This is a genomic window from Acinetobacter pittii (assembly GCF_034064985.1).
Classification (GTDB): domain Bacteria; phylum Pseudomonadota; class Gammaproteobacteria; order Pseudomonadales; family Moraxellaceae; genus Acinetobacter; species Acinetobacter pittii_H.
Window position 1 is genome coordinate 3,529,176 of sequence record NZ_CP139249.1, and the last position, 22,837, is coordinate 3,552,012.

General features: G+C 39.1%; 25 protein-coding genes. 9 read left to right on the forward strand and 16 right to left on the reverse strand.

What is annotated here, in order from left to right:
• Nucleotides 1-13: 13 nt before the first annotated feature.
• From pilC to coaE, 3 genes are read left to right on the forward strand one after another with little or no spacing between them, the layout of a single operon-like run.
• Entirely contained in the window at nt 14-1,240 is a 1,227-nt protein-coding gene (gene pilC, locus SOI76_RS16880; protein WP_104080649.1) for a type II secretion system F family protein, read from the forward strand.
• Nucleotides 1,240-2,100, forward strand: coding sequence for a prepilin peptidase (locus SOI76_RS16885; protein ID WP_104080650.1), 861 nt, complete (start codon nt 1,240-1,242; stop codon nt 2,098-2,100). The genes pilC and SOI76_RS16885 overlap by 1 nt, the downstream gene beginning before the upstream one ends.
• Before the next feature lies 1 nt (nt 2,101).
• On the forward strand, nt 2,102-2,698 hold the full coding sequence (gene coaE, locus SOI76_RS16890) for a dephospho-CoA kinase (protein ID WP_104080651.1): 597 nt from the start codon (nt 2,102-2,104) through the stop codon (nt 2,696-2,698).
• On the opposite strand, the gene SOI76_RS16895 is transcribed toward coaE, so the two are convergent.
• The 4 genes from SOI76_RS16895 to SOI76_RS16910 form a co-directional block, all read right to left on the reverse strand.
• Nucleotides 2,695-3,609, reverse strand: a complete 915-nt coding sequence (locus tag SOI76_RS16895; RefSeq protein WP_104080652.1) for a DMT family transporter — start codon at nt 3,607-3,609, stop codon at nt 2,695-2,697. The genes coaE and SOI76_RS16895 overlap by 4 nt on opposite strands.
• A 35-nt stretch (nt 3,610-3,644) precedes the next feature.
• Entirely contained in the window at nt 3,645-4,394 is a 750-nt protein-coding gene (gene rlmB / locus SOI76_RS16900; protein ID WP_016142380.1) for a 23S rRNA (guanosine(2251)-2'-O)-methyltransferase RlmB, read from the reverse strand.
• Nucleotides 4,395-4,496: 102 nt separating this feature from the next.
• Entirely contained in the window at nt 4,497-4,823 is a 327-nt protein-coding gene (locus SOI76_RS16905) for a pyrimidine/purine nucleoside phosphorylase (protein ID WP_004795031.1), read from the reverse strand.
• Between the two features lie 76 nt (nt 4,824-4,899).
• Nucleotides 4,900-6,210, reverse strand: coding sequence for a tetratricopeptide repeat protein (locus SOI76_RS16910; protein WP_104080653.1), 1,311 nt, complete (start codon nt 6,208-6,210; stop codon nt 4,900-4,902).
• A 114-nt stretch (nt 6,211-6,324) separates the two neighbouring features.
• On the opposite strand from SOI76_RS16910, the gene recN reads away from it, so the two are divergent.
• The 3 genes from recN (at nt 6,325) to ruvX (ending at nt 9,110) form a co-directional block, all read left to right on the forward strand.
• Complete coding sequence (gene recN, locus SOI76_RS16915) at nt 6,325-7,992, forward strand: DNA repair protein RecN (protein ID WP_057069086.1); 1,668 nt, start codon at nt 6,325-6,327, stop codon at nt 7,990-7,992.
• A 123-nt stretch (nt 7,993-8,115) separates the two neighbouring features.
• The gene (locus SOI76_RS16920; RefSeq protein WP_003654562.1) at nt 8,116-8,670 is read left to right on the forward strand and encodes a YqgE/AlgH family protein; all 555 of its coding nucleotides are present in this window, start codon (nt 8,116-8,118) and stop codon (nt 8,668-8,670) included.
• Nucleotides 8,670-9,110: a Holliday junction resolvase RuvX gene (ruvX, locus tag SOI76_RS16925; protein ID WP_104080654.1), complete on the forward strand. Its 441-nt coding sequence runs from the start codon at nt 8,670-8,672 to the stop codon at nt 9,108-9,110. The genes SOI76_RS16920 and ruvX overlap by 1 nt, the downstream gene beginning before the upstream one ends.
• 31 nt (nt 9,111-9,141) lie before the next feature.
• On the opposite strand, the gene ydhJ is transcribed toward ruvX, so the two are convergent.
• From ydhJ to SOI76_RS16945, 4 genes are read right to left on the reverse strand one after another with little or no spacing between them, the layout of a single operon-like run.
• On the reverse strand, nt 9,142-10,143 hold the full coding sequence (ydhJ, locus tag SOI76_RS16930) for an HlyD family secretion protein (RefSeq protein ID WP_032005687.1): 1,002 nt from the start codon (nt 10,141-10,143) through the stop codon (nt 9,142-9,144).
• A 39-nt stretch (nt 10,144-10,182) separates the two neighbouring features.
• Nucleotides 10,183-10,389, reverse strand: coding sequence for a DUF1656 domain-containing protein (locus tag SOI76_RS16935; RefSeq protein WP_032054272.1), 207 nt, complete (start codon nt 10,387-10,389; stop codon nt 10,183-10,185).
• Nucleotides 10,382-12,481: an FUSC family protein gene (locus SOI76_RS16940; protein WP_104080655.1), complete on the reverse strand. Its 2,100-nt coding sequence runs from the start codon at nt 12,479-12,481 to the stop codon at nt 10,382-10,384. Before SOI76_RS16940 ends, SOI76_RS16935 begins: the two co-directional genes overlap by 8 nt.
• The gene (locus SOI76_RS16945) at nt 12,472-12,603 is read right to left on the reverse strand and encodes a hypothetical protein (protein WP_002115031.1); all 132 of its coding nucleotides are present in this window, start codon (nt 12,601-12,603) and stop codon (nt 12,472-12,474) included. The genes SOI76_RS16940 and SOI76_RS16945 overlap by 10 nt, the downstream gene beginning before the upstream one ends.
• 366 nt (nt 12,604-12,969) lie before the next feature.
• Here SOI76_RS16945 and SOI76_RS16950 point away from each other — a divergent pair, with 366 nt between their 5' ends.
• Entirely contained in the window at nt 12,970-13,743 is a 774-nt protein-coding gene (locus SOI76_RS16950) for an IclR family transcriptional regulator (RefSeq protein ID WP_016142387.1), read from the forward strand.
• A 194-nt stretch (nt 13,744-13,937) separates the two neighbouring features.
• Here the strand turns inward: SOI76_RS16950 and SOI76_RS16955 are convergent, their stop codons facing one another.
• From SOI76_RS16955 to SOI76_RS16985, 6 genes are all read right to left on the reverse strand, one after another.
• Nucleotides 13,938-14,549, reverse strand: coding sequence for an alpha-ketoglutarate-dependent dioxygenase AlkB family protein (locus SOI76_RS16955; protein WP_104080656.1), 612 nt, complete (start codon nt 14,547-14,549; stop codon nt 13,938-13,940).
• Nucleotides 14,546-15,400 (reverse strand): methylated-DNA--[protein]-cysteine S-methyltransferase, encoded by an 855-nt coding sequence (locus SOI76_RS16960; protein ID WP_104080657.1) that lies wholly within the window; start codon nt 15,398-15,400, stop codon nt 14,546-14,548. Before SOI76_RS16960 ends, SOI76_RS16955 begins: the two co-directional genes overlap by 4 nt.
• A 126-nt stretch (nt 15,401-15,526) precedes the next feature.
• Complete coding sequence (gene pgsA, locus SOI76_RS16970) at nt 15,527-16,114, reverse strand: CDP-diacylglycerol--glycerol-3-phosphate 3-phosphatidyltransferase (protein ID WP_002114808.1); 588 nt, start codon at nt 16,112-16,114, stop codon at nt 15,527-15,529.
• A 118-nt stretch (nt 16,115-16,232) separates the two neighbouring features.
• On the reverse strand, nt 16,233-17,027 hold the full coding sequence (locus SOI76_RS16975; protein WP_104080658.1) for a thioesterase family protein: 795 nt from the start codon (nt 17,025-17,027) through the stop codon (nt 16,233-16,235).
• Nucleotides 17,028-17,148: 121 nt separating this feature from the next.
• Nucleotides 17,149-18,948, reverse strand: coding sequence for an excinuclease ABC subunit UvrC (uvrC, locus tag SOI76_RS16980; protein WP_104080679.1), 1,800 nt, complete (start codon nt 18,946-18,948; stop codon nt 17,149-17,151).
• Between the two features lie 133 nt (nt 18,949-19,081).
• Entirely contained in the window at nt 19,082-19,612 is a 531-nt protein-coding gene (locus tag SOI76_RS16985; RefSeq protein ID WP_104080680.1) for a CHAP domain-containing protein, read from the reverse strand.
• A gap of 139 nt (nt 19,613-19,751) precedes the next feature.
• Here SOI76_RS16985 and SOI76_RS16990 point away from each other — a divergent pair, with 139 nt between their 5' ends.
• Together SOI76_RS16990 and SOI76_RS16995 are read left to right on the forward strand one after the other, a co-directional pair.
• Complete coding sequence (locus SOI76_RS16990) at nt 19,752-20,123, forward strand: transposase (RefSeq protein ID WP_104080659.1); 372 nt, start codon at nt 19,752-19,754, stop codon at nt 20,121-20,123.
• Between the two features lie 33 nt (nt 20,124-20,156).
• Nucleotides 20,157-20,393, forward strand: a complete 237-nt coding sequence (locus tag SOI76_RS16995; RefSeq protein ID WP_062849630.1) for a hypothetical protein — start codon at nt 20,157-20,159, stop codon at nt 20,391-20,393.
• A 76-nt stretch (nt 20,394-20,469) separates the two neighbouring features.
• Here the strand turns inward: SOI76_RS16995 and lpxO are convergent, their stop codons facing one another.
• Together lpxO and SOI76_RS17005 are read right to left on the reverse strand one after the other, a co-directional pair.
• Nucleotides 20,470-21,384 carry a lipid A hydroxylase LpxO gene (gene lpxO, locus SOI76_RS17000; RefSeq protein ID WP_024438379.1) on the reverse strand — a complete coding sequence of 305 codons (915 nt, stop codon included), beginning with the start codon at nt 21,382-21,384 and terminating at the stop codon, nt 20,470-20,472.
• Between the two features lie 193 nt (nt 21,385-21,577).
• A complete protein-coding gene (locus SOI76_RS17005; RefSeq protein WP_250621817.1) occupies nt 21,578-22,576 on the reverse strand; it encodes a hypothetical protein in 999 nt (332 codons plus the stop codon).
• Nucleotides 22,577-22,837 lie beyond the last annotated feature (261 nt).

The following is a 22,837-nucleotide window of genomic DNA, read 5'->3' on the forward strand; positions in this document are numbered from 1 at the left end:
ATAAGGATAATTCATGACTGTCAAAAAGGCACAAATGATGCCGACTTTTGCTTATGAAGGGGTTGACCGTAAAGGCGTAAAAATTAAGGGAGAACTTCCGGCTAAGAATATGGCCTTAGCCAAAGTCACCCTACGCAAACAAGGGGTAACTGTCCGTAATATTCGAGAAAAGCGTAAAAATATTCTTGAAGGTTTATTCAAGAAGAAAGTATCCACACTCGATATCACGATTTTCACCCGTCAACTTGCAACGATGATGAAAGCAGGGGTTCCACTGGTACAAGGCTTTGAAATTGTAGCGGAAGGTCTAGAAAACCCTGCTATGCGCGAGGTAGTACTCGGCATTAAAGGCGAAGTTGAAGGTGGTAGTACCTTTGCTTCAGCTTTAAGAAAGTATCCTCAACACTTCGATAACTTGTTTTGTTCTCTTGTAGAGTCTGGTGAACAATCTGGTGCGCTTGAAACCATGTTGGACCGGGTGGCAATTTACAAAGAAAAAAGTGAATTACTTAAGCAGAAAATTAAGAAGGCCATGAAATATCCCGCAACGGTAATTGTAGTTGCTGTGGTTGTTACCATTATTTTGATGGTTAAAGTAGTTCCTGTTTTCCAAGACCTGTTTTCTTCTTTTGGTGCAGATTTACCTGCATTCACCCAAATGGTCGTGAATATGTCGAAATGGATGCAGGAATACTGGTTCATTATGATTATTGTGATTGGAGCAGTGATTGCTGCCTTTCTGGAAGCCAAGAAGCGCAGTAAAAAATTCCGTGATAGATTAGATAAACTTACACTGAAACTACCTATCTTTGGCGATCTGGTTTATAAGGCGATTATTGCCCGTTATAGCCGTACTTTAGCCACCACGTTTGCCGCTGGTGTTCCGCTCATTGATGCGCTTGAGTCAACGGCTGGTGCAACCAACAATGTCATTTATGAAGAAGCCGTCATGAAAATTCGTGAAGATGTAGCTACAGGCCAACAACTTCAATTTGCAATGCGTGTTTCAAATCGTTTTCCATCTATGGCTATACAAATGGTCGCAATTGGTGAAGAATCTGGTGCACTAGACAGCATGCTCGATAAAGTTGCCACTTATTATGAAAATGAAGTTGATAATGCCGTTGATGGTTTAACTTCTATGATGGAACCTTTAATTATGGCAATTTTAGGGGTGCTCGTAGGTGGTCTAGTGATTGCTATGTATCTTCCAATTTTCCAAATGGGCTCAGTTGTATAATGCAAGACATCATTGCGTATTTTATTCAAAACTTAACTGCACTTTATATTGCTGTTGCACTCGTGAGCCTATGTATCGGTAGCTTTCTTAATGTAGTGATTTACCGTACACCAAGAATGATGGAACAAGATTGGCAGCAAGAATGTCAAATGTTGCTTAATCCTGAGCAACCCATCATTGAGCATGAAAAGCTGACATTAAGTAAACCTGCTTCATCATGTCCAGAGTGCCATCAACCTATCCGTTGGTATCAAAATATTCCTGTCATAAGCTGGTTGATGTTAAGAGGAAAATGCGGTCGTTGCCAACATCCTATTAGCATTCGTTATCCAGCGATTGAACTACTCACCATGCTATGTTCATTAGTCGTCGTCATGGTTTTTGGCCCAACTCTACAAATGCTTTGGGGACTAGTGCTCACTTGGATCTTAATTGCTTTGACATTTATAGACTTTGATACTCAGCTGCTCCCCGACCGTTTTACCTTGCCTTTGGCTGCACTCGGCTTAGGCATTAATACCTTTAATATCTACACCTCGCCTAACTCAGCTATTTGGGGATATTTAATCGGGTTTTTATGCCTTTGGATTGTGTATTACTTATTTAAAGTGATTACAGGCAAAGAAGGTATGGGCTACGGAGACTTTAAATTGCTTGCCGCATTAGGCGCGTGGATGGGACCATTGATGCTGCCATTAATTGTGCTATTGTCATCTTTACTAGGTGCAATTATTGGCATCATTTTACTAAAATTGCGCAATGATAATCAGCCCTTTGCGTTTGGGCCCTATATTGCCATTGCGGGTTGGGTTGCCTTTTTATGGGGTGACCAGATTATGAAAATCTATTTGGGAGGTTAAGATGGCTTTTATTCTGGGAATCACAGGTGGAATTGGCAGTGGAAAATCTGCAGCAACACAATGGTTTGAGTCCCAAGGAATCCAAGTTGTCGATGCCGACATTGTTGCTCGCGAAGTGGTTGAAAAAGGCCAACCTGCCCTCCAAAAAATCCAACAAACTTTTGGCGATTGGGTGCTTCAATCCGACGGCAAACTAGACCGCCGTGCTCTACGTGAATATATTTTTCAAAATCCTGAAGCAAGACAGACCCTTGAGAAAATCACACATCCAGCCATTCGCCAATCTATTATTCAACAGCTACAAAATCCAAAAAGTCCGTATGTGATTTTAGTTTCACCCCTACTTTTTGAAACCAACCAGCATGAATTGGTTAATCACACTCTATTAGTTGATGCGAGTGAACAAACTCAAATTCAGCGTGCAAGTCAGCGAGATGGGCAAAACCAAGAACAAATTCAGAAAATTATTGCTGCACAAATGCCACGCGAGCGCAAACGTGAACTTGCCAATGACATTGTGTTTAATGACGGACTACTCGAACATTTATATCAGCAATTAGAGCCGTTACATCAAAGCTATTTGAAGCGCGCCAACTAATCTTGCTTATTTTGCTGCTGAATCTTTTGTGCCAAGCTATCTTGTCGAAACCAGCGCCAAGGTTGTAAGGCACCGATTCCCATTCCGACCAAGCCCACAACAATCGATGGGCTTAATGACTCGCCAAGTAAAGGTACAGCTAAAATGGCAGCAATAAACGGCGCTAAAGTAACAATACTTCCCGTTTTGAAAGCACCAAGTCTTTGGATAGCCGCAACATAGGTTAATGTCGCAATAATCACGACAAACACACCGTGGAAAATGCCTTGTATCGCTAGATGAACAGGACTAACTTCCATAAAATGTTTAGGTAAGAATAAAGCATAGATGGGTAAGTAAATAATTGCAGACCAAATCGCTACACTTGCCATAGAGTGCCATGCGGAAAGTTTCCACTGTTTAAGTAATACAGTGAAAATGCCCCACCAAATTGCACTAATAAAAAGAAGTAAATCCCCTACGCCAAAAGCAGAAGCATTACTTTGCAACATCAAAACACTCATGAGAGCCAAGGCAGTGATCATAATCGCCAGACTAATCCATGTATGTTTATCAAATGGTTGTCTAAATAAAATGTATGCCGCAATTGCAGTACAAATAGGAATACAACCATTTAAAAAAATGGCAGCGTGCGCAGCAGGCGCGTAGAGAAACGCTGTGTAGACGGTAAGACAATAAATGACTCCGCCAATGAGCGCCAAAATAACAGCGTGCTTACTCCATAAAAAAGCGAGATCTTTCTTATAGATCAAAATCGGCATCAAAATTAGGAAGGCGATAGCAAAGCGCAGTGCAGCAATGTCCCAAGCACTGATGTGCCACTGTGCATTTAAACGGGCAAAAAGTGTAAACCCGCCCCAAATGCACATGGTCACCAATACAAAAAAATAACCTTGCTTACGGGGAGACATATCAAGACTGCTTACAAACTAGAAAGGCAGCTAGATTATACCTCAGAACGCTGACGGCAAGCCTCATAAAGTGCCATACCCGTTGCCACGCTCACATTTAGACTCTGTAAATTTCCAGACATCGGAATATAAACTTTATGATCACACTGTGCCTGTGTAATTGGGCGTAAACCTGTATCTTCGGCTCCCATCACAATTACGACTGGACCCGCGAAATCACATTTTTGAATTGGCATTGCACTTTCATCCAGCATAGTGCCAATCACACGTGTATGAGTCGTCTCTTTGAGATGGGCTAATGTACGAGCCAAGTTTGTGACTTGAATGAATTTAACTTTTTCGGCTCCACCCGCTGCAACTTTACGAGCTGTTGGGGTTAAACTTGCCGAACGATCACGAGGCACAATCACCGCTTGCACGCCCATTGCAGCAGCTGTACGAATGCAGGCCCCTAAGTTATGCGGGTCTGTCACCTGATCTAGTGCCAATAACAATGCATCTGGGGTCTCAGCCAAAATCTGATCTAGATCTTTTTCATTTAAAGTCGGATGCGGACGTACTGCGGCAACTACACCTTGATGAAATGGTAGACCTGCAAGCTTTTCGAGACTATCACGGCTTGCTTTTTGTACACTGATTCCAAAAGGCTCTGCCAATTGCAAAATCTTTTGCAAACGCTGGTCATCCCTTCCTTTTAAAGTAAACAGGGTTAGCACACGTTCCGGCTCAAGTTCTAACAATGACTCCACTGAATGAACGCCATAATAATATTCCGGTTTTGCCATGCATGACCTCTAACAACGTTTGAGCAAAAAAATAAAAATCCTGCAAAGCCAACTTCACAGGATTTCTTTGGGCATAGTGTACCCGATTTGAATAGGAATTTCTTAGCCTTCTAAATGGCACACATAATCGAGGACTTCATCAGTTTCGATTTTAAAAAGACTATTACCAGGCACATAAAATGATTGGCCTGCACGGAACAACTCACTTTCAGTGCTGTCCGCAATTGTTACGCGACATTCACCTGAAATAATTTCCATACGCTCAGGAACATGCGTCTCAAAAGTTAAAGCCTGCTCAGTCGGCAAAATAACACCTAATGTTTTTTTAGTTCCATCTTCAAATTGCACGGTATGGCTAATACAAGCTCCGCCAAAATAAACGTTTGATTTTTTGATGACCGTTACATGATCAAATTGGGTTGAACTCATGCACACTCTCCAGATAATGCCGTATTTATATAAATTATGATGAATGTAGTTTAATTGTGCCTAAATAACTAATCAATCAGTTTTCATACGGATAGACTTGTAATTTCCACTGCTCTGCCTGAATTTTTTTGGCAAAAGCATGAGGTAAGTTAATCTCAATATTTCGATTAGTAGACACAATTGCATCGTATCTGCAAACTTCGACCTGATTTTCATCTAGGAGTACCCAACACACTCTTTGCGCGGTTGGATGAGCAACTGCTGTAGCAATTACCGGTGAACCGTCATTCATCCCTACATGAAAACTTTCACTGTCGTTTTGCATTAACGCCAGATCATAAGCTGGAAAATCGATAGCCTCTGGATCAAATTGCTGACTGTCGTGTTTCAGCACACTTTGTTTTAAAGTCGGCCAAATACAGTAACGCAAATAATGCTGATCCATCACCCGATTATCCAGATAACGTCCGGTGGCAACATAATCTCTGATATGTGCTTCAATATTATGAAAAATCCCCGTACATCCACCCCACATTCCAGCCAAAACTAACTCAGTATGAGAATAATTATCTCGCATTAAGTGAAACCACTTATCACTTTTGAGCCATTCATCTACAGCCGCTTTTTCACGATGTGACACAATAGAGTCGGCATCACGTATCAGAAAATGCTTAATTGTCGGATCATCCATCACAAAAAAGCGCCAAAATAGGCCAGATAGTTGTTTCTGAGAATCTGTAACCTGAATAACTTGCGCGCCCTTCTCTTTTAAGCGCTGTTGTACAAGTACTGGCACACTTTCATCGACATAAAATCGACACGTCCATTCTGGATAAATCTGTTTGGCAAATTGAGTATTTAAAATAGAGGTTTCACAATAACGAGGGTTGGCTCCAAATAATGAAAAAGCAATAATATTCTCTTTAGGATTTGCACTAAACTCAGGAGGTGCATGATCTGGAATCGCCAAAACAGGTTCACTCTTCGCTAATTCTTTTTTGGTTGCAATTGCCAAGCGCCCAAATTTGATAGTTTCTTCTTTTTTATTTAAATGGTGGCAAACTTCTGTAAGTCCATCATATAAGTTTGTATTTACGTTAGCTCCACTTGCTTGAATCGCTTGTAAATAATGTTGATAGGCGTCGTTATATCGGCCTAAACGTAATTCAGTATAAGCTAAATCTGACAAGGCACCTGGATGCTTAGGAACTAAGCTAACAGCTTGTTTAACATGTTGATAAGCTTTGGCATAATTCCCTTGTGCTGCGGCTTGTTTAAATGCATTAAAATGCTGATTTAAAATTTTATTCATTTCCGCAGGGTTGTTTTTTTTATGGCGGTTGATCATCCCTATTGGTGGTTTCGGTAAGCTTAATGTTTTTTTCATTGTAAATATCCGCAATCTTGCTGTTCTATAATTTCAGTTAGAATAATAGATCACTTGTAGCAAATTCAAAACTTCTCTATCTTTAACCCATAATTTGGCGCGTTGGATGCGTTTATGCTCACACATTTAACTTTAATTAATTTTGCATTAGCTGATCATTTGGCTATTGATATAGAACAAGGATTTAATGTTCTAACAGGCGAAACAGGTGCCGGAAAATCATTATTACTGGATGCACTCTCTGCCTGCCTAGGGGAACGTACAGATACAAATTATGTCCGTTATGGTTCGGACAAAGCGGATATTACCGCTGTTTTTACCTATCAAAATAATAGTCCTGAAGCAAAATGGCTCCAAGACCACGAGCTAGATGATGATTCTGGGGAAATTCATTTACGTCGTGTTATTTTTGCAACTGGACGTAGTAAAGCTTGGGTCAATGGACGTCCGAGCAGCTTATCTGAACTTAAAGAATTAGGGCGTTTGCTGGTTCAACTTTATAGTCAGCACAGTCAACAGCAACTTCTTGAACCGCCTTATCCAAAGCATTGGCTAGACCGTTATAACAATTTTTATACTGAAGCGAATGATGTACGTGAAGCCTATAGCACATGGCAACGTACCATTCGTTTGCACCAAGCGGCCCTAGATGCACAAGCGACTCGTCTACAACGCATTGGTACTTTAGAACATCAAATTGAAGAGCTCGAAGAGGTTATTCAAACTGACTATAAAGAAATTGAGCAAGAGTTCGATCGCCTCAGTCATCATGAACATATCATGCAAGACTGTAGCTATAGCTTAAATGTTTTAGATGAAGCTGAGCAAAACATTACTCAAGAAATGTCTTCGATTATTCGCCGTCTAGAGTCTCACGCGGGCCGTAGCGAACAACTTTCTGAGATTTATAATTCTTTACTCAATGCTCAAAGTGAAATAGATGATGCAACGGCAAACTTGCGTCAATTTATTGATCGTCAAAGTTTTGATCCAGAGCGAATGGAAGAACTAAATTCCAAGTTGGAAGTTTTCCACCGTCTGGCACGTAAATACCGCACTCAACCAGAAACACTTAAAGAAGAATATGAAGCTTGGCAAAGTGAGCTTGAGCAATTGCATCAACTTGAAGACCCAGAAACATTGGCAGAACAAGTTGAAAAGTCGCATGAGGAGTTCTTGGAGAAAGCTCAGCATTTAGATCATATTCGTCGTGAAGCTGCTGCTCCGCTTGCGAAACAATTAACTGAACAAGTGAAGCCTTTAGCGTTACCAGAGGCACATTTCGAGTTTAAGTTTGAACCACTAGAGCAACCTACTGCTGAGGGTTTGAGTTTTATTCAACTATTATTTACTGCCAATAAGGGTATTCCGCCACAACCATTAGCACGCGTCGCTTCAGGTGGTGAACTTTCACGTATTGCACTTGTCATGCAAGTGATGAACGCTGAAAAAACCGAAGCAGAAGTGTTGGTGTTTGATGAAATTGATGTCGGGATTAGTGGTGGAACCGCAGAAGTTGTGGGACGTTTACTTGCTGATTTAGCCCAACATGTTCAACTTTTATGTATTACCCATCAGGCACAAGTTGCTGCACAATCAGATCAGCATTTATTAGTTAAAAAGCAACAAACTGATCCGGCAAGCAGTACAATTGTGGAACTAGACGAAAATCAAATCATTTTTGAGTTAGCTCGCATGTCAGGCGGTGTTGAAATTAATGAAACAACCTTGCAACACGCAAAACAATTACGCCAACTTAAATTTCAGGCTTCTTCAAATTAATAAAAAATGAGAGAAAAAGATTGGCGAAATCCGATTAACTCTTGTATGTTGATAAAAAGAACCTATATAGATAAAAGGGTCGAGAGACCCTCTAGTGACATTTTTTGAGGGAGAACCGCTTAGGTGACCAAACAATATCTGACTCACCGTTGTCTGATTGCCCCGCCAGAAATGGCAGATGACTTTTTTGCAAACACTGTAATTTATCTTGCCCGTCATGATGAAGAAGGTGCTCAAGGCATTATTATTAATCGTCCTTCCGGTATCCAAATTAAAGAATTACTCAATGATCTCGACATTGAAGCAGACAATGTAAACCCACATGCGGTTTTACAAGGTGGCCCATTACGTCCCGAAGCTGGATTTGTTCTTCATACTGGACAACCGACATGGCATTCATCTATTGCTGTAGGTGAAAATGTTTGTATTACCACCAGTAAAGATATTCTGGATGCGATTGCCCATAATGAAGGTGTCGGTCGATATCAGATTGCTTTAGGCTATGCGAGCTGGAGCAAAAATCAGTTAGAAGACGAGATTACACGTGGTGACTGGCTGATTTGTGATGCCGATATGGACCTAATTTTTAACCTGCCTTACGACGACCGTTGGGATGCAGCTTATAAAAAAATTGGTGTAGATCGTGCGTGGCTAGCTTCTGAAATCGGACACGCTTAATGACCGAGACACCATCAAAATCGATTATGGCTTTTGACTTTGGCACTCAAAAAATGGGCATGGCGATTGGCCAGTCTTCAATTGAAAGTGCCAATCCTCTCCCTCTTTTTGTGATGAAAGATGGGATTCCAAATTGGGATCAGCTCTTAAAAATCGTAAAAGAATGGCAACCTGATTTATTTTTGGTGGGTTTGCCTTTGAATATGAATGATAGCGAGTCCGAACTCTCTACACGTGCCCGCAAATTTGCAAGACGTTTACGCCATCAAACCAATATTGAAACATTCATGGTAGATGAGCGTTTAACTACACGTGAAGCACGAGAAGAACTAGGCTTCTACCAAGAGCAAGGTCGAGCCAAAAAACTCTCGGCAGATAGTTTTGCAGCAGCATTACTCATCCAGAGCTGGTATCGAAATCCGGTCGGTTTAACACCGTAATATTGAAAAGGAAGGCTAAAGCCTTCCTTTTTTATTTCTCGATAATATGCACAGTTGCCGTACGTCCAGAGACAAAAGCAAGCTGGTTTTTTGGTGTTTCATCCAATACGATTTTTACAGGCACACGCTGCGCTAAACGAACCCAACTAAACGTTGGATTTACATTAGCAAGAAGTTTAGAGCTGCTTGAGCGTTCACGGTCTTCAATACCCGATGCAATACCTTGTACATGGCCTTTAATTTTCTGACTATCACCCATTAACTGTACACTGGCCTGATCACCAACATGAATGCGGTTTAACTTCGTCTCTTCAAAATAGCCCACAACATAGAGTTGTTTACGGTCAAGTAGTGCTGCAACAGCCTGCCCAACTTGAACATAGTTACCTGGGCGCATATCAAAGTTAGATAAAGTACCATCAGCTGGGGCGATTACCGCAGCACGATGCATATTAAGCTCGGCCAAATGCAAATTGCTCGTAGCCGCCTCAATGAGAGCCTGTTGTTGTTTAACAGTTGCTTCCGCTTGTTGAATAGCAGCTTGGAGTTGCTCATGTTCAGCGTGAGATTGATCACGTGTTGCGAAAACTTGATCTTGTTCTTGTTTAGAGATGGCACCATCCATAAGATTTGAATAGCGGCTTGCGTTTTTCTCGGCTAATTTAATATTCGTTTCAGATTTAATTAGGTTCGCTTTTGCTTGTGCTAAACCAGCTTGCGCTTGGGCAAAGGCTGCATTTGCTTTTGCTAAATCAGATTTTGCCTGTTCTACATCTAAAGCTCGGCGAGAAACATCAATTTTAAAGAGCACCTGACCTTTTTTCACAGTCTGGTTATCTTGAACCAATACTTCTGTAACAAGCCCTGCAACATCCGAAGATACTTGAATAACGTCACCACGAACTCGACCGTCGCGTGTCCACGGTGCTGCATTATAGTAGTTCCACAAATGCACAATGGTATAGACCGCCACCATTAATGCGACAATCAAAATTACTGGACGGATGACTTTTTTCAAATCCACCTGATTCATTTCACTCACCTAACTCAATCTTTAATTTCGCAAACATCTCTACGCACCGACCCCAACAAAAATTTGATGTATTACCAAAAGCAGTAATAGGTAAAAACACAAATTGAAAATACTAGGTAAAGCAATCCAGCCTTTTGCAATCAACTTGTTTGTCAAAGGGCTTAACCCTCGGAAACAGATATATGCCAAGAGTGCTTGAACGAGCAAAGAAGGCACGTAAATACCATAAACATTAAACTCACCCATTTGCTGGGGCTCCTCTCAGGGTGCTGTTTTCACTCATTTGATCTGATGAAACATGACACATGCTATAAGCAATATTGTTTAGTGAAATGAGTAATCTTTGTCGCATAGTCATATCTTCAACATTTGAAGCAAGCTGTTTTAATTCAAATAACGCTTGGTAGATTTTCTCTACTAAAGCCGCTGTATCATTTCTGTCATTTTCTTTCGCTCTAAACAGTTCATCCAGATTTTGTTGCAAATCACCAATATGCTGAGTGAGTTCGGATGTTTGAGGGAACTGATTAGCTAACTCTTGCAATCGGCTTAAATCGACAATACTACTCGACTCAATCAGAGCCTGATGAATTGAAGTTTTAATCTCGTTGGACTGCACCATTTTGCTATTTAGAATCCCAATCCGATCTAGCATACTGCGTAGATGAACTTTAAAATCAAGACCATACGGTAGATAGATCGCTTGTCGCATAGCACGATAATGCAATGCTAAAATACGGCTTGCACTCGTGTCTGGTGACATGGCGCGAACAACGTCAATGACAATCAAAGACACTAAAACACCTAAGATCATGGCAAATGAACTATCAAGATAAGACACCGCATCCATGCTATAAGCATTGTGCAAGTTTAGTCCCATCATGGTATTAATACCCAACACCATACCTACTGGCATCAGCATTTGGTTGGCCATCATAGACACTGCGAATAAGAACATCGGTAATAAAACCAGTCCAAGCTCCCAGAAAGTTGTGACATGCGGGAAAATACCAAATGCATAAACGAAGACTAAAACTGCTGAAGCAATACTGCCCCAGATAAAAATACGCAAAACTGGCACGGGGTTATCTAAGGCCGTTAAAATACAGGCTGTTACTGCTCCCATTTGCGCCATCATAAATCCAGCTTTCCATCCCGACACAATCCAGACCCCAGTCACAATAAAAGTAATAAGGACTGCACTAATACCGCCTCGTATCGCCACCCCATGATCACGGTGTAAACTTGGATATTTGGTCGTCATTGGCGTAATGTTGTCAGGAATCTCTTTATTACCTTGCTGAATTCGCTGCCACAAAACTTTAACGGCTAACACATTACTAATGAAATGGCGCACATCCATTTTCATAGCTGCAACCAAAACTTGTTGATGTGTAGAAGCCGACTCCATCAAACTTGCGAAATCGCTTTCAAACTCATCAGGCAACTGCAAAATATTTTCATCAATAATTAGATCTTTTTGCTCTAAGAACTGAACTACATGAGCTGAAAGCTGCTGCAATTTTTCTGCATGAGTTTCGATAAACCGAAGTTCTTGAAGCTGCTTAATACGCTCAGATAAAGCGACTAGATTAGCCACCACCATTGAGATTTGATGAAGCATTTCTTGCAAGGGTTTGGTCATACCATGCAGCTCGCCCTTTTCATAGCTCAAATGTACTGCCAAGGCATGAATGTCTGTGGTGTCACGAGTGATGGCAGCCAGAAGCTGAGTATTGTTCTGCTGCGAATCTGTAGTTAATAAATTAGCAAACAGATTTTCTGTATCTTTTAGGGTTTTGATCACCCGCTGTTTAATTGCCGAGCCAATATGCATTGGAAGAATCGTGGCAGAAACCACGGCACTTGAAATCACACCAATCGAGATTTCTATGACCCGAGCTAAAGCAATATCAAATATATTGTATTGATCAATATAGGTAATCGCATTGAAGACGATCATGGCTGTCGAGTAACCCGCCAGCATAAAAGCATAACTACGTGGAGTACGATCGAGTAACGACACATAAAGCGCAAAACCCACCCACAACGATAACACCACGGTAAATATCCAAGGTGTATTAATTAGATGTGGCGTTAGAGTTAGGGCAATCACAGCTCCGCCAATTGTCCCTACCACTCGATAGACACATTTGGAGGACACCATTCCTGAATATGGATTGGCAATAATCAGGACCGTACCAATCGACCACATCGGGTTAATCAGATCTAATTCAAACGAAACAAATAGTGCCAACATTCCGGCAATAAATGTTTTTAAGGCAAAGATCAGATCAAGCCTACTCGGGCGGAACGCCAGTATTTGCTTTAATAACATGAACTCATCTCAAATACAGATTTGAACTGATGAGCATGCCCTTCAATATTTGATTGTCTTTCTAAAGACAACACAACTTTGCCATTTGCCTCAAAGCAAATGATATGAGGGGCATCCTTCAATACAATGATTTTTCCACATCTCGCCTGATTGGCCGAAATGATTTCAGTTTGGCGCCATTTAAACGGCCAAGCTTTGGAAAGAAGAGGTATCAAGAAATCAATCTGGAACCGACCAATTTCTCGATTAGATATTTTGTTTGGCAATTTTTTCAAAATAAAGCGATTTAGTCAACTAAAATATCTCTATTTGATAATTTGATATATTTTTTAATTATCGTATATGATGTATAAGCCAAGAGAAGTTTTCTCTTTGTCAGAGTAAAATACTCAAATCAGGCATTTATTTTAGAATTGAGACAAATCTTCTTTTTTTCTGTTATAAAAACTCAAAGATGACTCGTTGTTAAAGGATACGAACAAGACACTATGGCAATTTCAAGTTTTGGCAAAATTCTAACTGTACTGGACCTGTTTTCGGTTTCGCGTCCAATCATTAATGTCGATATTATTTGCGAAGAACTTGGCTTGTCCAAACCAACGAGTTACCGTTACCTCAAAGAGCTAGTATCAGCTGATCTATTAAAACGCATTAATGGAACCTCTGGCGATTATACCTTAGGCTCAAAAATTGCAGTTCTTGACTATATATCTAGAACAACCGACCCACTGGTTCAAATCAGCACGCCATTTATGCGAAATATTGTAGAGCGTACCGAACTGTGCTGTTTGCTTACCTATTTAAATGATGATTATTGCATTGACATACATCATGAAATATTTAAAGACACTGAACTACTTTCATATGGCCGAGGTTGCCCAAGGCCGATTTATGTTGGATCATCTCCAAAAACAATGGTTTCGCATTTAAGTAAGCAGCGCATGCAAGACTACTACCACCGTTACCAGCAAGAATTAAAACAATCAGGTTTTGCTGAAGATGAACCGAGCTTTATTCAACGTATGCGTAAAATTAAAAAACAAGGGTTCTATTTCTCACAAGGTGAGATTGACCCAAATGTTTCAGGTCTAGCTGTTCCTGTTCGATTTTCAACCAAAGAAGTACCTTTAGCTTTAACTCTAGTTGCTTCTAAAAATCGTTTTGATTTTTTAAACGTTGAAAAGCTTATCGAAATTTTGCAAGAAAATGCAGCACTTATTGAACAACGTTTTATGGAATTATCTGAAAAAGGTGAAATCTAAAACTCTACCTTATGATAATTTAAAGTTTTCTTACATTTTAAAACATTGAATATATCGCAATATTCTCATATTATGATTTTAACTCCTATTGATGATTCTTTTCATCAGCAGCTCATCAGTAGAAGCATCCCCCTCAGAGGAATAAGCTCATGCTGCCATCATGGGCTTTTTTCTTGCCCGCTTTTTAATGAAAGTTATAAAAACTTAAATTGCCGAAAAGTAAGATTAATACGTGGTTGTAAAATCTTTGTTGAGCGATTTAAACGGTGTTGCCAATATTGTTGAGTCTCACCACGCATCACAATGAGTTGGCCTGGCTGTAGCCACAATTCAACTTTCTCTTTACTTTGAATATGTCTAAAAGAAAATTTACGGGTAGCACCAAAGCTTAAAGAAGCGATTGTTGTCGTTCTTGCCAAAGATACATCCGAGTCACTGTGCCAAGCCATACCTTGAGTTCCATCTTCATAAAGATTTGCCAAACAAGAATTAAATTTTTCTGAAAGTATCTGCTCTACCTGTTGTTTTAGTTTGGCGAGTGCTTTGTCCCAAGGCAAAGAATCACGTGCGACACCCGAATATTTATATTGATAGTAGTCATCTCCATACCATGCAACTTTTCGAGCTGTAATAAAGTGCTTGCCATACAACTTAGCCTCGTCATGTTTCCATGCGAGGTGTTGGTAAAGATAATCAAAATATTGTTCAGCTTCTTCAGGGCTTAAAATACAACCATAGTCCTGAACTTCACCATCGTAGGGTAATAAATTCTCACAAGGTTCTGGAGAAAATAAATCCAAGGTCATACGGTCTCTCCGTGTTGCTTTGACATCTCCCAAGCTAACAATGCCAATTTACGCCCTTTTTGCCAATGATATTCTCCAACCATACCTGTGGCACGAATCACTCGATGGCAAGGAATTAGATATGCAATCGGATTTTGCCCAATTGCTGTAGCAACGGCTCTGACTGCTTTAGGTTTTCCAATTTGCTCTGCAATATCTTGATAAGTACGCAATTGGCCTTCTGGAATGGCGAGCAATGCTTCCCATACTTGTAGCTGAAATGGGGTTCCAGCCAAATTAAGTGGAAGTTTTTGCTGTAAGTGTTCTGAAAAATCCTGTTCAAACCACTTTGCAATTTGTTGATGCCAAATCGATGACTGATTTTTCAATTGAGCTTTCGGAAAGTACTGCTTAATGAGTTGTTCAATATTGTCATGAGTTTCGATAAATCGAATAGAACATATGCCTTTTTCACTACTGACAACCAACAACTCACCAAATGGGCTTGTCTCAACCGAATAATTAAGAATAACGCCTTCGCCTTGTTGTTTATATTCACCAGGCGTCATCCCTTCAAGCTGAATAAACAGATCGTGTAAACGTCCTGTGCCAGATAAACCCGTATTTAAAGCAGTTTCCAATAAACTCCGTTGTTGCAACAGATGATATTTGGCCTGTTGCAAACTCATATATTGCACAAATTTTTTGGGGCTAATCCCTACCCATTCCTGAAACTGGCGTTGAATATAGCTTGGGCTTAAATTCATATGACTAGCAACATCGACTAAACTGGGTTGCTGGTCTAGATGTTCATATAAATATTCAATCACAGTGGCAATTACAGCAAATTGCCGAGAAGAAAGCATTTGCATGTGTCACCTCCTTAGCACTTATATCTTACATTAAAGTAGCCAAAGTCCTATGACGACCCGATTCTTGCACTCTTCAAAAATAAAAAAGCCTTTCATTGTAGAAAGGCTTCATCATTCAATATGCACTTAAGGCTGCTTTAAATAAGGCCAAGCTGCTTTGAGGTAAATAAACATAGACCATAAAGTTAAAATGACCGCTGTATATAACAAAGCATAGGCAAGCATTTCTAACGGCTGCCAATTGAGTAAGAACACACTAATGGCAATCATCTGAAAGGCTGTTTTATATTTACCTACCGTTGATACTGCCACACTGGTTCGTGCGCCAAGTTCTGCCATCCATTCACGTAAAGCAGAAACTGTAATTTCCCGTGAAATAATAACAATTGCGGCAAAAGCCATTGAAATGGTTGGATTCCACTGCACTAAAACAATCAGTGCAGCCGCCACCATGAGCTTATCTGCAACCGGATCTAAAAAACGGCCAAATGCTGAAGTCTGGTTTAAAGTTCGTGCCAAATAGCCATCAAACCAATCGGTAATAGCAGCAAACACAAAAATAGCCGTCAAGATAATATGACGACTCATACTTCCTTCATGCTCACCAATACCCATTGCAGGGGGCCAATACGCGATCACCAAAAATACAGGAATAAGCGCGATACGCGCTAATGTTAGGATATTTGGGATATTCAGGATTCGCCCTGTGGTCATAAACACCGCCAATTAAGTCTTCATGCATCTTGTAACAGACAAAAATACTTTCTTCAATATTGTATCTATCTGTAACAGCCACTTTATACGAAATATATGAATCGAGGAAGTGGACTGCTTAGGTAAATACCGTAACAGTTTGCCGTAAAATTGCAATTAAATGATCATTTTGGTCCCAAAGATGGGCATATTCTGTGGAATAACCTTCACCTGCATATTCGGTTACCACTTTATATTTAAACCAGTCACACAATTGATGTTGGAACGGATGGACATAGGTAATGTGCCAAGTTAAAGAACTTGCAGGAGCAACTTGCTTAAACATCGGCAATACACCAGGTGGCCAAATATCCATCAAAACAATTAAATCTGGCAAAGTCATTTGACGATTTTCATGCTTATCGGGATTAAATCTCGACCACCCTCCAAAGTCAGCATACTGACTTCCTGTAACAGGATAATGACCTTCCGCCCAGCATACATCAAAATGTTGATAGCATTCTGGCATTTGCCTAGCAAAAGGAATAGGTTGTAACTCTTCAGGTTGCCTATAAACTGGAACGATAGGCTCATGTCGCACTTCAATATTCGACGCACGCGGCACACCAAAGCTTGCGACCAAAATCGTTTGTACCGCACCATCTTGCCATAAACGGGTTTCAAGCGTAGTGACCGACTTTCCTTCCCTTAAAATTTCAATAGTCAATTGGGCGGGCCCCTGTTGTACAGGACCCACGAAAGTAACACTACAACTTAATAATCTTTTATTTGGATCTTGAATATTGCAGTAGGCTTTTTGCATGAGTAATCCAGCAACAAGACCACCAAAAACAGTTCGCCCTTGTAACCACCCTTCGGGTATTTCAATCCATTCCTTTTGTTTTATTTCTTCAAATAATTGCAGTAATGACATTCACTTCCCTAAAGCACTCTGACTTTTGATGAAACATCTTTCATCATTTTAAAGGGAAAGTGAATGATCATTCTTGTACTTATATGCCAACTATTTGGTCACTCGGCATAGAAACGTATCTTTATTCATGCAGAATTTTATAAATCGTTCTTGCCATCATTTCACCAAAACCGGGCACAAGAGTAAGCTCTTTTTCAGATGCTTTTAAAACGCCCTGAATCCCGCCAAAATGAGTTAATAAATCACGACGACGCTTTGGACCCAACCCTGGAATTGCTTCCAAAACTGAGGTACTACGGCGTTTATCACGTTTAGCACGATGTTTAGTAATCGCAAAACGATGGGCCTCATCACGCACCTGCTGAATCAAATGCAATGCCTTATGGTCTTCTGGCAACTGGATTTTTGTGCCATCAGTAAAATGTAGAGTTTCAAGTCCGGGTTTACGCCCTTCACCTTTAGATACACCCACCATAAAAGCATCTAGCCCAAGCTCTTGCATAACCTCCATCGCCATATGGAGTTGGCCTTTACCACCATCAATCAACAGCAAATCAGGCAATATGGCCTTTTTATAACGTCGTGTTAAAGCTTGACGCATAGCAGCATAGTCATCGCCTGCTGTAATGTCTTGAATCGCAAATTGGCGATAGTCGCGCTTACGTGCCCCACCTTGGTCAAACACGACACATGAGGCAATTGGAGCTTCACCCATGGTGTGACTAATATCAAAACACTCAATACGATCGACAGGTCTTCCCACTACTTGCTCTAACTGATGGAAACGTTCATTCAGTTCTAAATGATTACTCAATTGCCCTTTAATGGCATGTTGAACGTTCATTTCGGCTAACTCTAACCACTCGGCACGAGTTTCTCGAACATTACTCTTAATCTGAACCTTTTTGCCAAACTGCTGCGCCAACGCATCTTCTAATTCTTTACAGTCAGGTAAAGCAATATTTACGATAAGCTCATTGGGAACTTCATCTGCAACTTGAAAGTAAAAGTTCGCCATAAAGTCACTCAGCATTTGCCCAAGATCATCACCGAGCATGTCTGGGAAATAACTTTTTCCACCCAGCATTCGCCCATTGCGTACATACATAATTTGGACGCATGTAACGCCTGCCTGATATGCAATTGCCAGAATATCTGCTTCGCCTTTGACTTTAAATACGGCTTGTTGGGCTTGTACTTCACGCAATAAAGATAAACGATCACGGTAAAAAACAGCTTTTTCAAATTCAAGCTCAGCCGCTGCTTGTTCCATTTTGGCAATGAGCTCTTGATTAAGCTCTTTGGTATCACCTTGCAAAAAGCGAATACTATTATTAACGTCTTCTTTATAATCCTCGGGCGAAATCAGACCTACGCACGGAGCTGAACACCGCTTGATTTGATATTGCAAACATGGACGCTTGCGCTGTGAGAAATAGCTATTTTCACACTGACGTACATTAAAAAGTTTTTGCAAAACCAGTAACGTATCGCGTGCACTATAGGCACTTGGATAGGGGCCAAAAAACTTACCAATTTGGTGCTTACCTTTACCACGTCCACTGGCAAGCCGAGGATAAGGTTTATCAGCCGAAACAAAAATATAGACATAAGACTTATCGTCCCGCAGCATAATGTTATACGGCGGGCGATGCTGTTTAATTAAGTTTTGTTCTAGGAGTAAAGCTTCAGTTTCTGAACGAGTAACCAAAGTTTCAATATCATAAATTCGTGCAACTAAAGCTTGCGTTTTAGGATGCTCAATCGTTTTAATAAAATAACTCGACACCCGATTTTTTAGATTTTTTGCTTTGCCGACATATAACAATTCACCCTCCTTCCCTAGCATTTTATAAACACCTGGAAGCTGGGTCATGTTGGCTAAAATTTTTTCAATATGAGGACGAGCGTTTTGATTCACTATTGGCATGCATGGCTTAATACTGAATACCTAATGTGATGTTTTCATCCTTACTTTTCAAGTGCTTTACTGTGCCAGAACATAAATTTGGAAACAGATTTAGATATGACCCGACAGATTGTGTCGTACTCACTTAAGAATCTAGACGATAGTAGCTATATTTAACGTCTTTTTCTTTATAGACCGCATAGGTTTTTTGACGAAAATCTGAGAACCAACCATTGCCTGTGTAACCTGCAATATGACCATAAGTGTGTCCACTTGTTCGCTCAATAATATAAATATCGCCTTCTTGTGGACGGTTAAAAGCAGGTTTAATTTTCTTATAACCGTTCTTCTCAAGTGTATGCCCCCAGTCTGAAGCTGCTACCGGATGCTTAGACACATCGGCGCCTGCTGCTTGTAAAGCAATACGAATATTTTTGGCGCATTTCTCTTTACTATGGTTGGCAGATATACTTTCAAGCTTACTTGAGAACTTATGCAAATTAATATTTTGGTCTTCAGTTTTATGATTTTGAGTTTTAGATCGTTTAGATTTTTCAGTTGTCGAAGCTGCTTGTCTTAACATCACTTTTGTTTTTAAATCGCCTTGAGAACTTTCTTCTTTTCTCTCTTCGATATGATGAACATGTGCATGAGCTGCGTGATGAGCATGAGCCATTTTAAAACCTACTTCCGCTGACCAGTCTTCGAAAAAACCGCGCCATTGTAGAATCAAAATTGCCTATTGGCTTTTAATAGTTGTAACAAATTGCCAGCACTGTGAAATAGGTCACAAAATTTAATAAAGGTTAATTTCTATGAATAATAAAGAATTTGTCAAAAAACTTATAAATACTGTTTCAGATGAATATATCGATACTTATCAACAGATTTATTCATCTACCTTAATCGATAATAAAATTAAAAAAGATCCCTACTGGTTTGATGCTCTCACTTTTTATCAATCTTTATCTCAAAAAGATAAGGAAACCTTATTTAAAATCATTAAACAGACTACTATTGATACTACAAGTACAATTTTAGGGATTATTGATGGTCCTGTGAGCTTAAATCAGATCTCTGGTGACTTTACACTGACATATACAGAAAATGAGAAGACAGTAATTTTAAATGGAGATCTACAAGATGAATTCCTTACCCAAATAACAGAAAGAAACAGATCACAATGATATATAAGGAATTATAACAAGGGAAATATAGGTATGAGATTAAAACAAAAGATTATTTATAAAAACTCAAAAAACGAGAAAATCAAATTAATACTAGAACCTTGGGCTGAAGAATATAATATTGAATCAAATTCTGAAGTAGAGATTATTGTTGAAGGCGATATAGAAAAAGGATATTTAATGATTGAATCAGAGATAGATCGTGTTGTCATCTATGGTTGGCAAGGAAGTCTTATTCAAGTTTTCAAAAATGGTAAACTTATTGACTAATCATTTTATTAATAATCTATTCCTTATAACAGGCTATTTTAGCTCAAAATAAAAAACGCCCTTTCGGGCGCTTTAATTAAAATACATATGGTCGTACAAAAATCAGGAAGAAAATTCCAAGCATCAAGAACCATTTCAAGAAGTAATACAACTTACGGTTCTTAGCTTTTAACGCCTTAGCTTTAATACGAATTTGATAGACATAACCAAAAGCTTTATTTAAGCCACCTGTTTGGTCGCCTGTTTCATTCGGTGAACTTGCCGCAGTCATCACATTACGACCAAACCAATGGTTGAAACGCTCCATCCATTTTACTTTCATTGGACGTTCAACATCTGCAAAGAAAATAATACGGTTTCGATCAGTCTTATTTTCAGCATAGTGAATATAAGTTTCATCAAACACGACACTTTGACCATCACGCCAAGAATATCTTTCACCATCGACGTCAATAAAACAACGGTCATCATTTGGTGTAATTAGACCTAAGTGATAACGCAAAGAACCTGCATATGGATCACGATGTCTTACCAAACGGCTGTCAGGTGCAAGCTCGGTAAACATTGCTGCTTTAATTGTCGGCAATGTTTTAAGAAGTGCTGTAGTTTTTGGGCAAAGCTCAGCAGCAGATGGATGACTCGATTCATACCATTTGAGGTAAAAACGCTTCCAACCTGTTTTAAAGAATGAGTTAAAACCTAAGTCATTATAAGTACTTGAGGCTTTAATCCCACCTTGGTCATATAAAGCTTTCGCTTCATCACGAATCATTTCCCAATTTTCATCCAGCACTTTTAAATCTTTAAAATGCTGTGTGTCGATATAAGGTTGATTCGGCACCTTTGAAAAGATGTACATTAAAAAGTTAATCGGTGCGAGCAAGGTTGAATGGTCAAAAAATTGACGATAAAACGAGTGACGCACTTTGCCGCGATGTTGGATATACAATGCTGATATCACAAAAATCGCTAATATGATCCACTTAATCATGTATCTTTGCTCGAATTTAGTAATAAAATTAAAAAATAGTGTTGTGTAGTATAGGCTTCAACACATTGTCTATATTTATTATACTGATTTTACTTTCATTACTGCTAGTTAGTGACTATATCTTTCACCAGAAGATTCAATAGTAGTTGCTAATTTACTAGAAAATTAGCAACTTTCGAAACAAAGAAATATTCTATTGATTCCAATTGATTAACTTAAGACTTTCAAGCTTCTTGACAGCAGTTTGATTGTATAAAAAACAACCTTTATCTAAATTTTCAAGATCAAATTTGATTTCTCTTAATGCTTCAGGATTTTCAGACAATAAATTCGAAGATATTATATCTTTAAGAAATTGTATCTGTGCTGTACGGGTCTGCTCCTGAACTCCATTATAACTAACATCATCAAAAACTTGTCCATTATATTGAATCACTGAAAACCCATCTAACTCTGCTCCAGTTTTCGTACTATACAAAGTGGTCCAATCTATTCCCATAAACTGTCCTTGTTTGTTCACTATTGCTAGATCAGGAGCAACTGTTTGAAAGCTCTGCGCAGTTAGAAGATTGTCTTCATGTATGAGATCAAAAGAATAATTTAGAGGATTGTTTGTATTAAAATTTATAAACTCTTGATTATTTTTGATAGAAGACAAACGATAACAAGTACTACCTGTAGGAAAAGTATCTTGGCCGTATGAACTTAAAAACTTTCTAGCTGTAAAATATGGATTACTTGTATCAAATCCATATTTTCTAAAACCCGGCAATACTGTGTCAAAAATATTTTTCCCCGCTAGATTAACTTTTTCAAGTTTCCAATCAGTTTTAATATTATCTATAACATTCAAAGTCCACTCATCCATTGATTTTACGTCAATTATTGAAGTAAACCTATCTTGAGGGGTATATAAATGATTTTGCGTCACAATATATCGATTCAAGGGTTGATTGCTATCTACCCCATAAATACGTTTATTATTAATCTCATAATAACTTATTGATAAACTATCATTATTTTCTCCAAGTACTTGATAATTTACCTCATAGTATCGTGATCCATTTTTAATTGAATCATTCGACTCTACTGTTGTGTTATTTGCAGAATTATTATCACTAGAACCACCGCCTCCACATGCACTCAACATAAAAGGCAGGATGGCCAAAATCATAAATTTATTTTTTAACATAATAGGTACTTTATTAAACATTTTTATAACACAAAGTTTATCCAAAGATAAAAAAATAGACAATACTGTCTGTCTAATAATTCACACAAAATATTAATTTCTATTACTAGACCAAAAATAATTTATTAATTGTCTACTATATATTCCAACTTTATTTGGTCCCTTCTTAACCAGAAGCTTTTACAATTAAAAATATATTTTTCATAAATATAGATTAAAAAAATTATTCAAAAATAATTGATGACCCTTGCGTCACGGCTT

Excerpts from the sequence above, each read along its gene's own strand:
- pilC (WP_104080649.1), top strand. The coding sequence starts at position 14 with ATGACTGTCAAAAAGGCACAAATGATGCCGACTTTTGCTTATGAAGGG.
- SOI76_RS16885 (WP_104080650.1), top strand. The coding sequence starts at position 1,240 with ATGCAAGACATCATTGCGTATTTTATTCAAAACTTAACTGCACTTTAT.
- coaE (WP_104080651.1), top strand. The coding sequence starts at position 2,102 with ATGGCTTTTATTCTGGGAATCACAGGTGGAATTGGCAGTGGAAAATCT.
- SOI76_RS16895 (WP_104080652.1), bottom strand. The coding sequence starts at position 3,609 with ATGTCTCCCCGTAAGCAAGGTTATTTTTTTGTATTGGTGACCATGTGC.
- rlmB (WP_016142380.1), bottom strand. The coding sequence starts at position 4,394 with ATGGCAAAACCGGAATATTATTATGGCGTTCATTCAGTGGAGTCATTG.
- SOI76_RS16905 (WP_004795031.1), bottom strand. The coding sequence starts at position 4,823 with ATGAGTTCAACCCAATTTGATCATGTAACGGTCATCAAAAAATCAAAC.
- SOI76_RS16910 (WP_104080653.1), bottom strand. The coding sequence starts at position 6,210 with ATGAAAAAAACATTAAGCTTACCGAAACCACCAATAGGGATGATCAAC.
- recN (WP_057069086.1), top strand. The coding sequence starts at position 6,325 with ATGCTCACACATTTAACTTTAATTAATTTTGCATTAGCTGATCATTTG.
- ruvX (WP_104080654.1), top strand. The coding sequence starts at position 8,670 with ATGACCGAGACACCATCAAAATCGATTATGGCTTTTGACTTTGGCACT.
- ydhJ (WP_032005687.1), bottom strand. The coding sequence starts at position 10,143 with ATGAATCAGGTGGATTTGAAAAAAGTCATCCGTCCAGTAATTTTGATT.
- SOI76_RS16935 (WP_032054272.1), bottom strand. The coding sequence starts at position 10,389 with ATGGGTGAGTTTAATGTTTATGGTATTTACGTGCCTTCTTTGCTCGTT.
- SOI76_RS16940 (WP_104080655.1), bottom strand. The coding sequence starts at position 12,481 with ATGTTATTAAAGCAAATACTGGCGTTCCGCCCGAGTAGGCTTGATCTG.
- SOI76_RS16950 (WP_016142387.1), top strand. The coding sequence starts at position 12,970 with ATGGCAATTTCAAGTTTTGGCAAAATTCTAACTGTACTGGACCTGTTT.
- SOI76_RS16955 (WP_104080656.1), bottom strand. The coding sequence starts at position 14,549 with ATGACCTTGGATTTATTTTCTCCAGAACCTTGTGAGAATTTATTACCC.
- SOI76_RS16960 (WP_104080657.1), bottom strand. The coding sequence starts at position 15,400 with ATGCAAATGCTTTCTTCTCGGCAATTTGCTGTAATTGCCACTGTGATT.
- pgsA (WP_002114808.1), bottom strand. The coding sequence starts at position 16,114 with ATGACCACAGGGCGAATCCTGAATATCCCAAATATCCTAACATTAGCG.
- SOI76_RS16975 (WP_104080658.1), bottom strand. The coding sequence starts at position 17,027 with ATGTCATTACTGCAATTATTTGAAGAAATAAAACAAAAGGAATGGATT.
- SOI76_RS16985 (WP_104080680.1), bottom strand. The coding sequence starts at position 19,612 with ATGGCTCATGCTCATCACGCAGCTCATGCACATGTTCATCATATCGAA.
- SOI76_RS16990 (WP_104080659.1), top strand. The coding sequence starts at position 19,752 with ATGAATAATAAAGAATTTGTCAAAAAACTTATAAATACTGTTTCAGAT.
- SOI76_RS16995 (WP_062849630.1), top strand. The coding sequence starts at position 20,157 with ATGAGATTAAAACAAAAGATTATTTATAAAAACTCAAAAAACGAGAAA.
- lpxO (WP_024438379.1), bottom strand. The coding sequence starts at position 21,384 with ATGATTAAGTGGATCATATTAGCGATTTTTGTGATATCAGCATTGTAT.
- SOI76_RS17005 (WP_250621817.1), bottom strand. The coding sequence starts at position 22,576 with ATGTTAAAAAATAAATTTATGATTTTGGCCATCCTGCCTTTTATGTTG.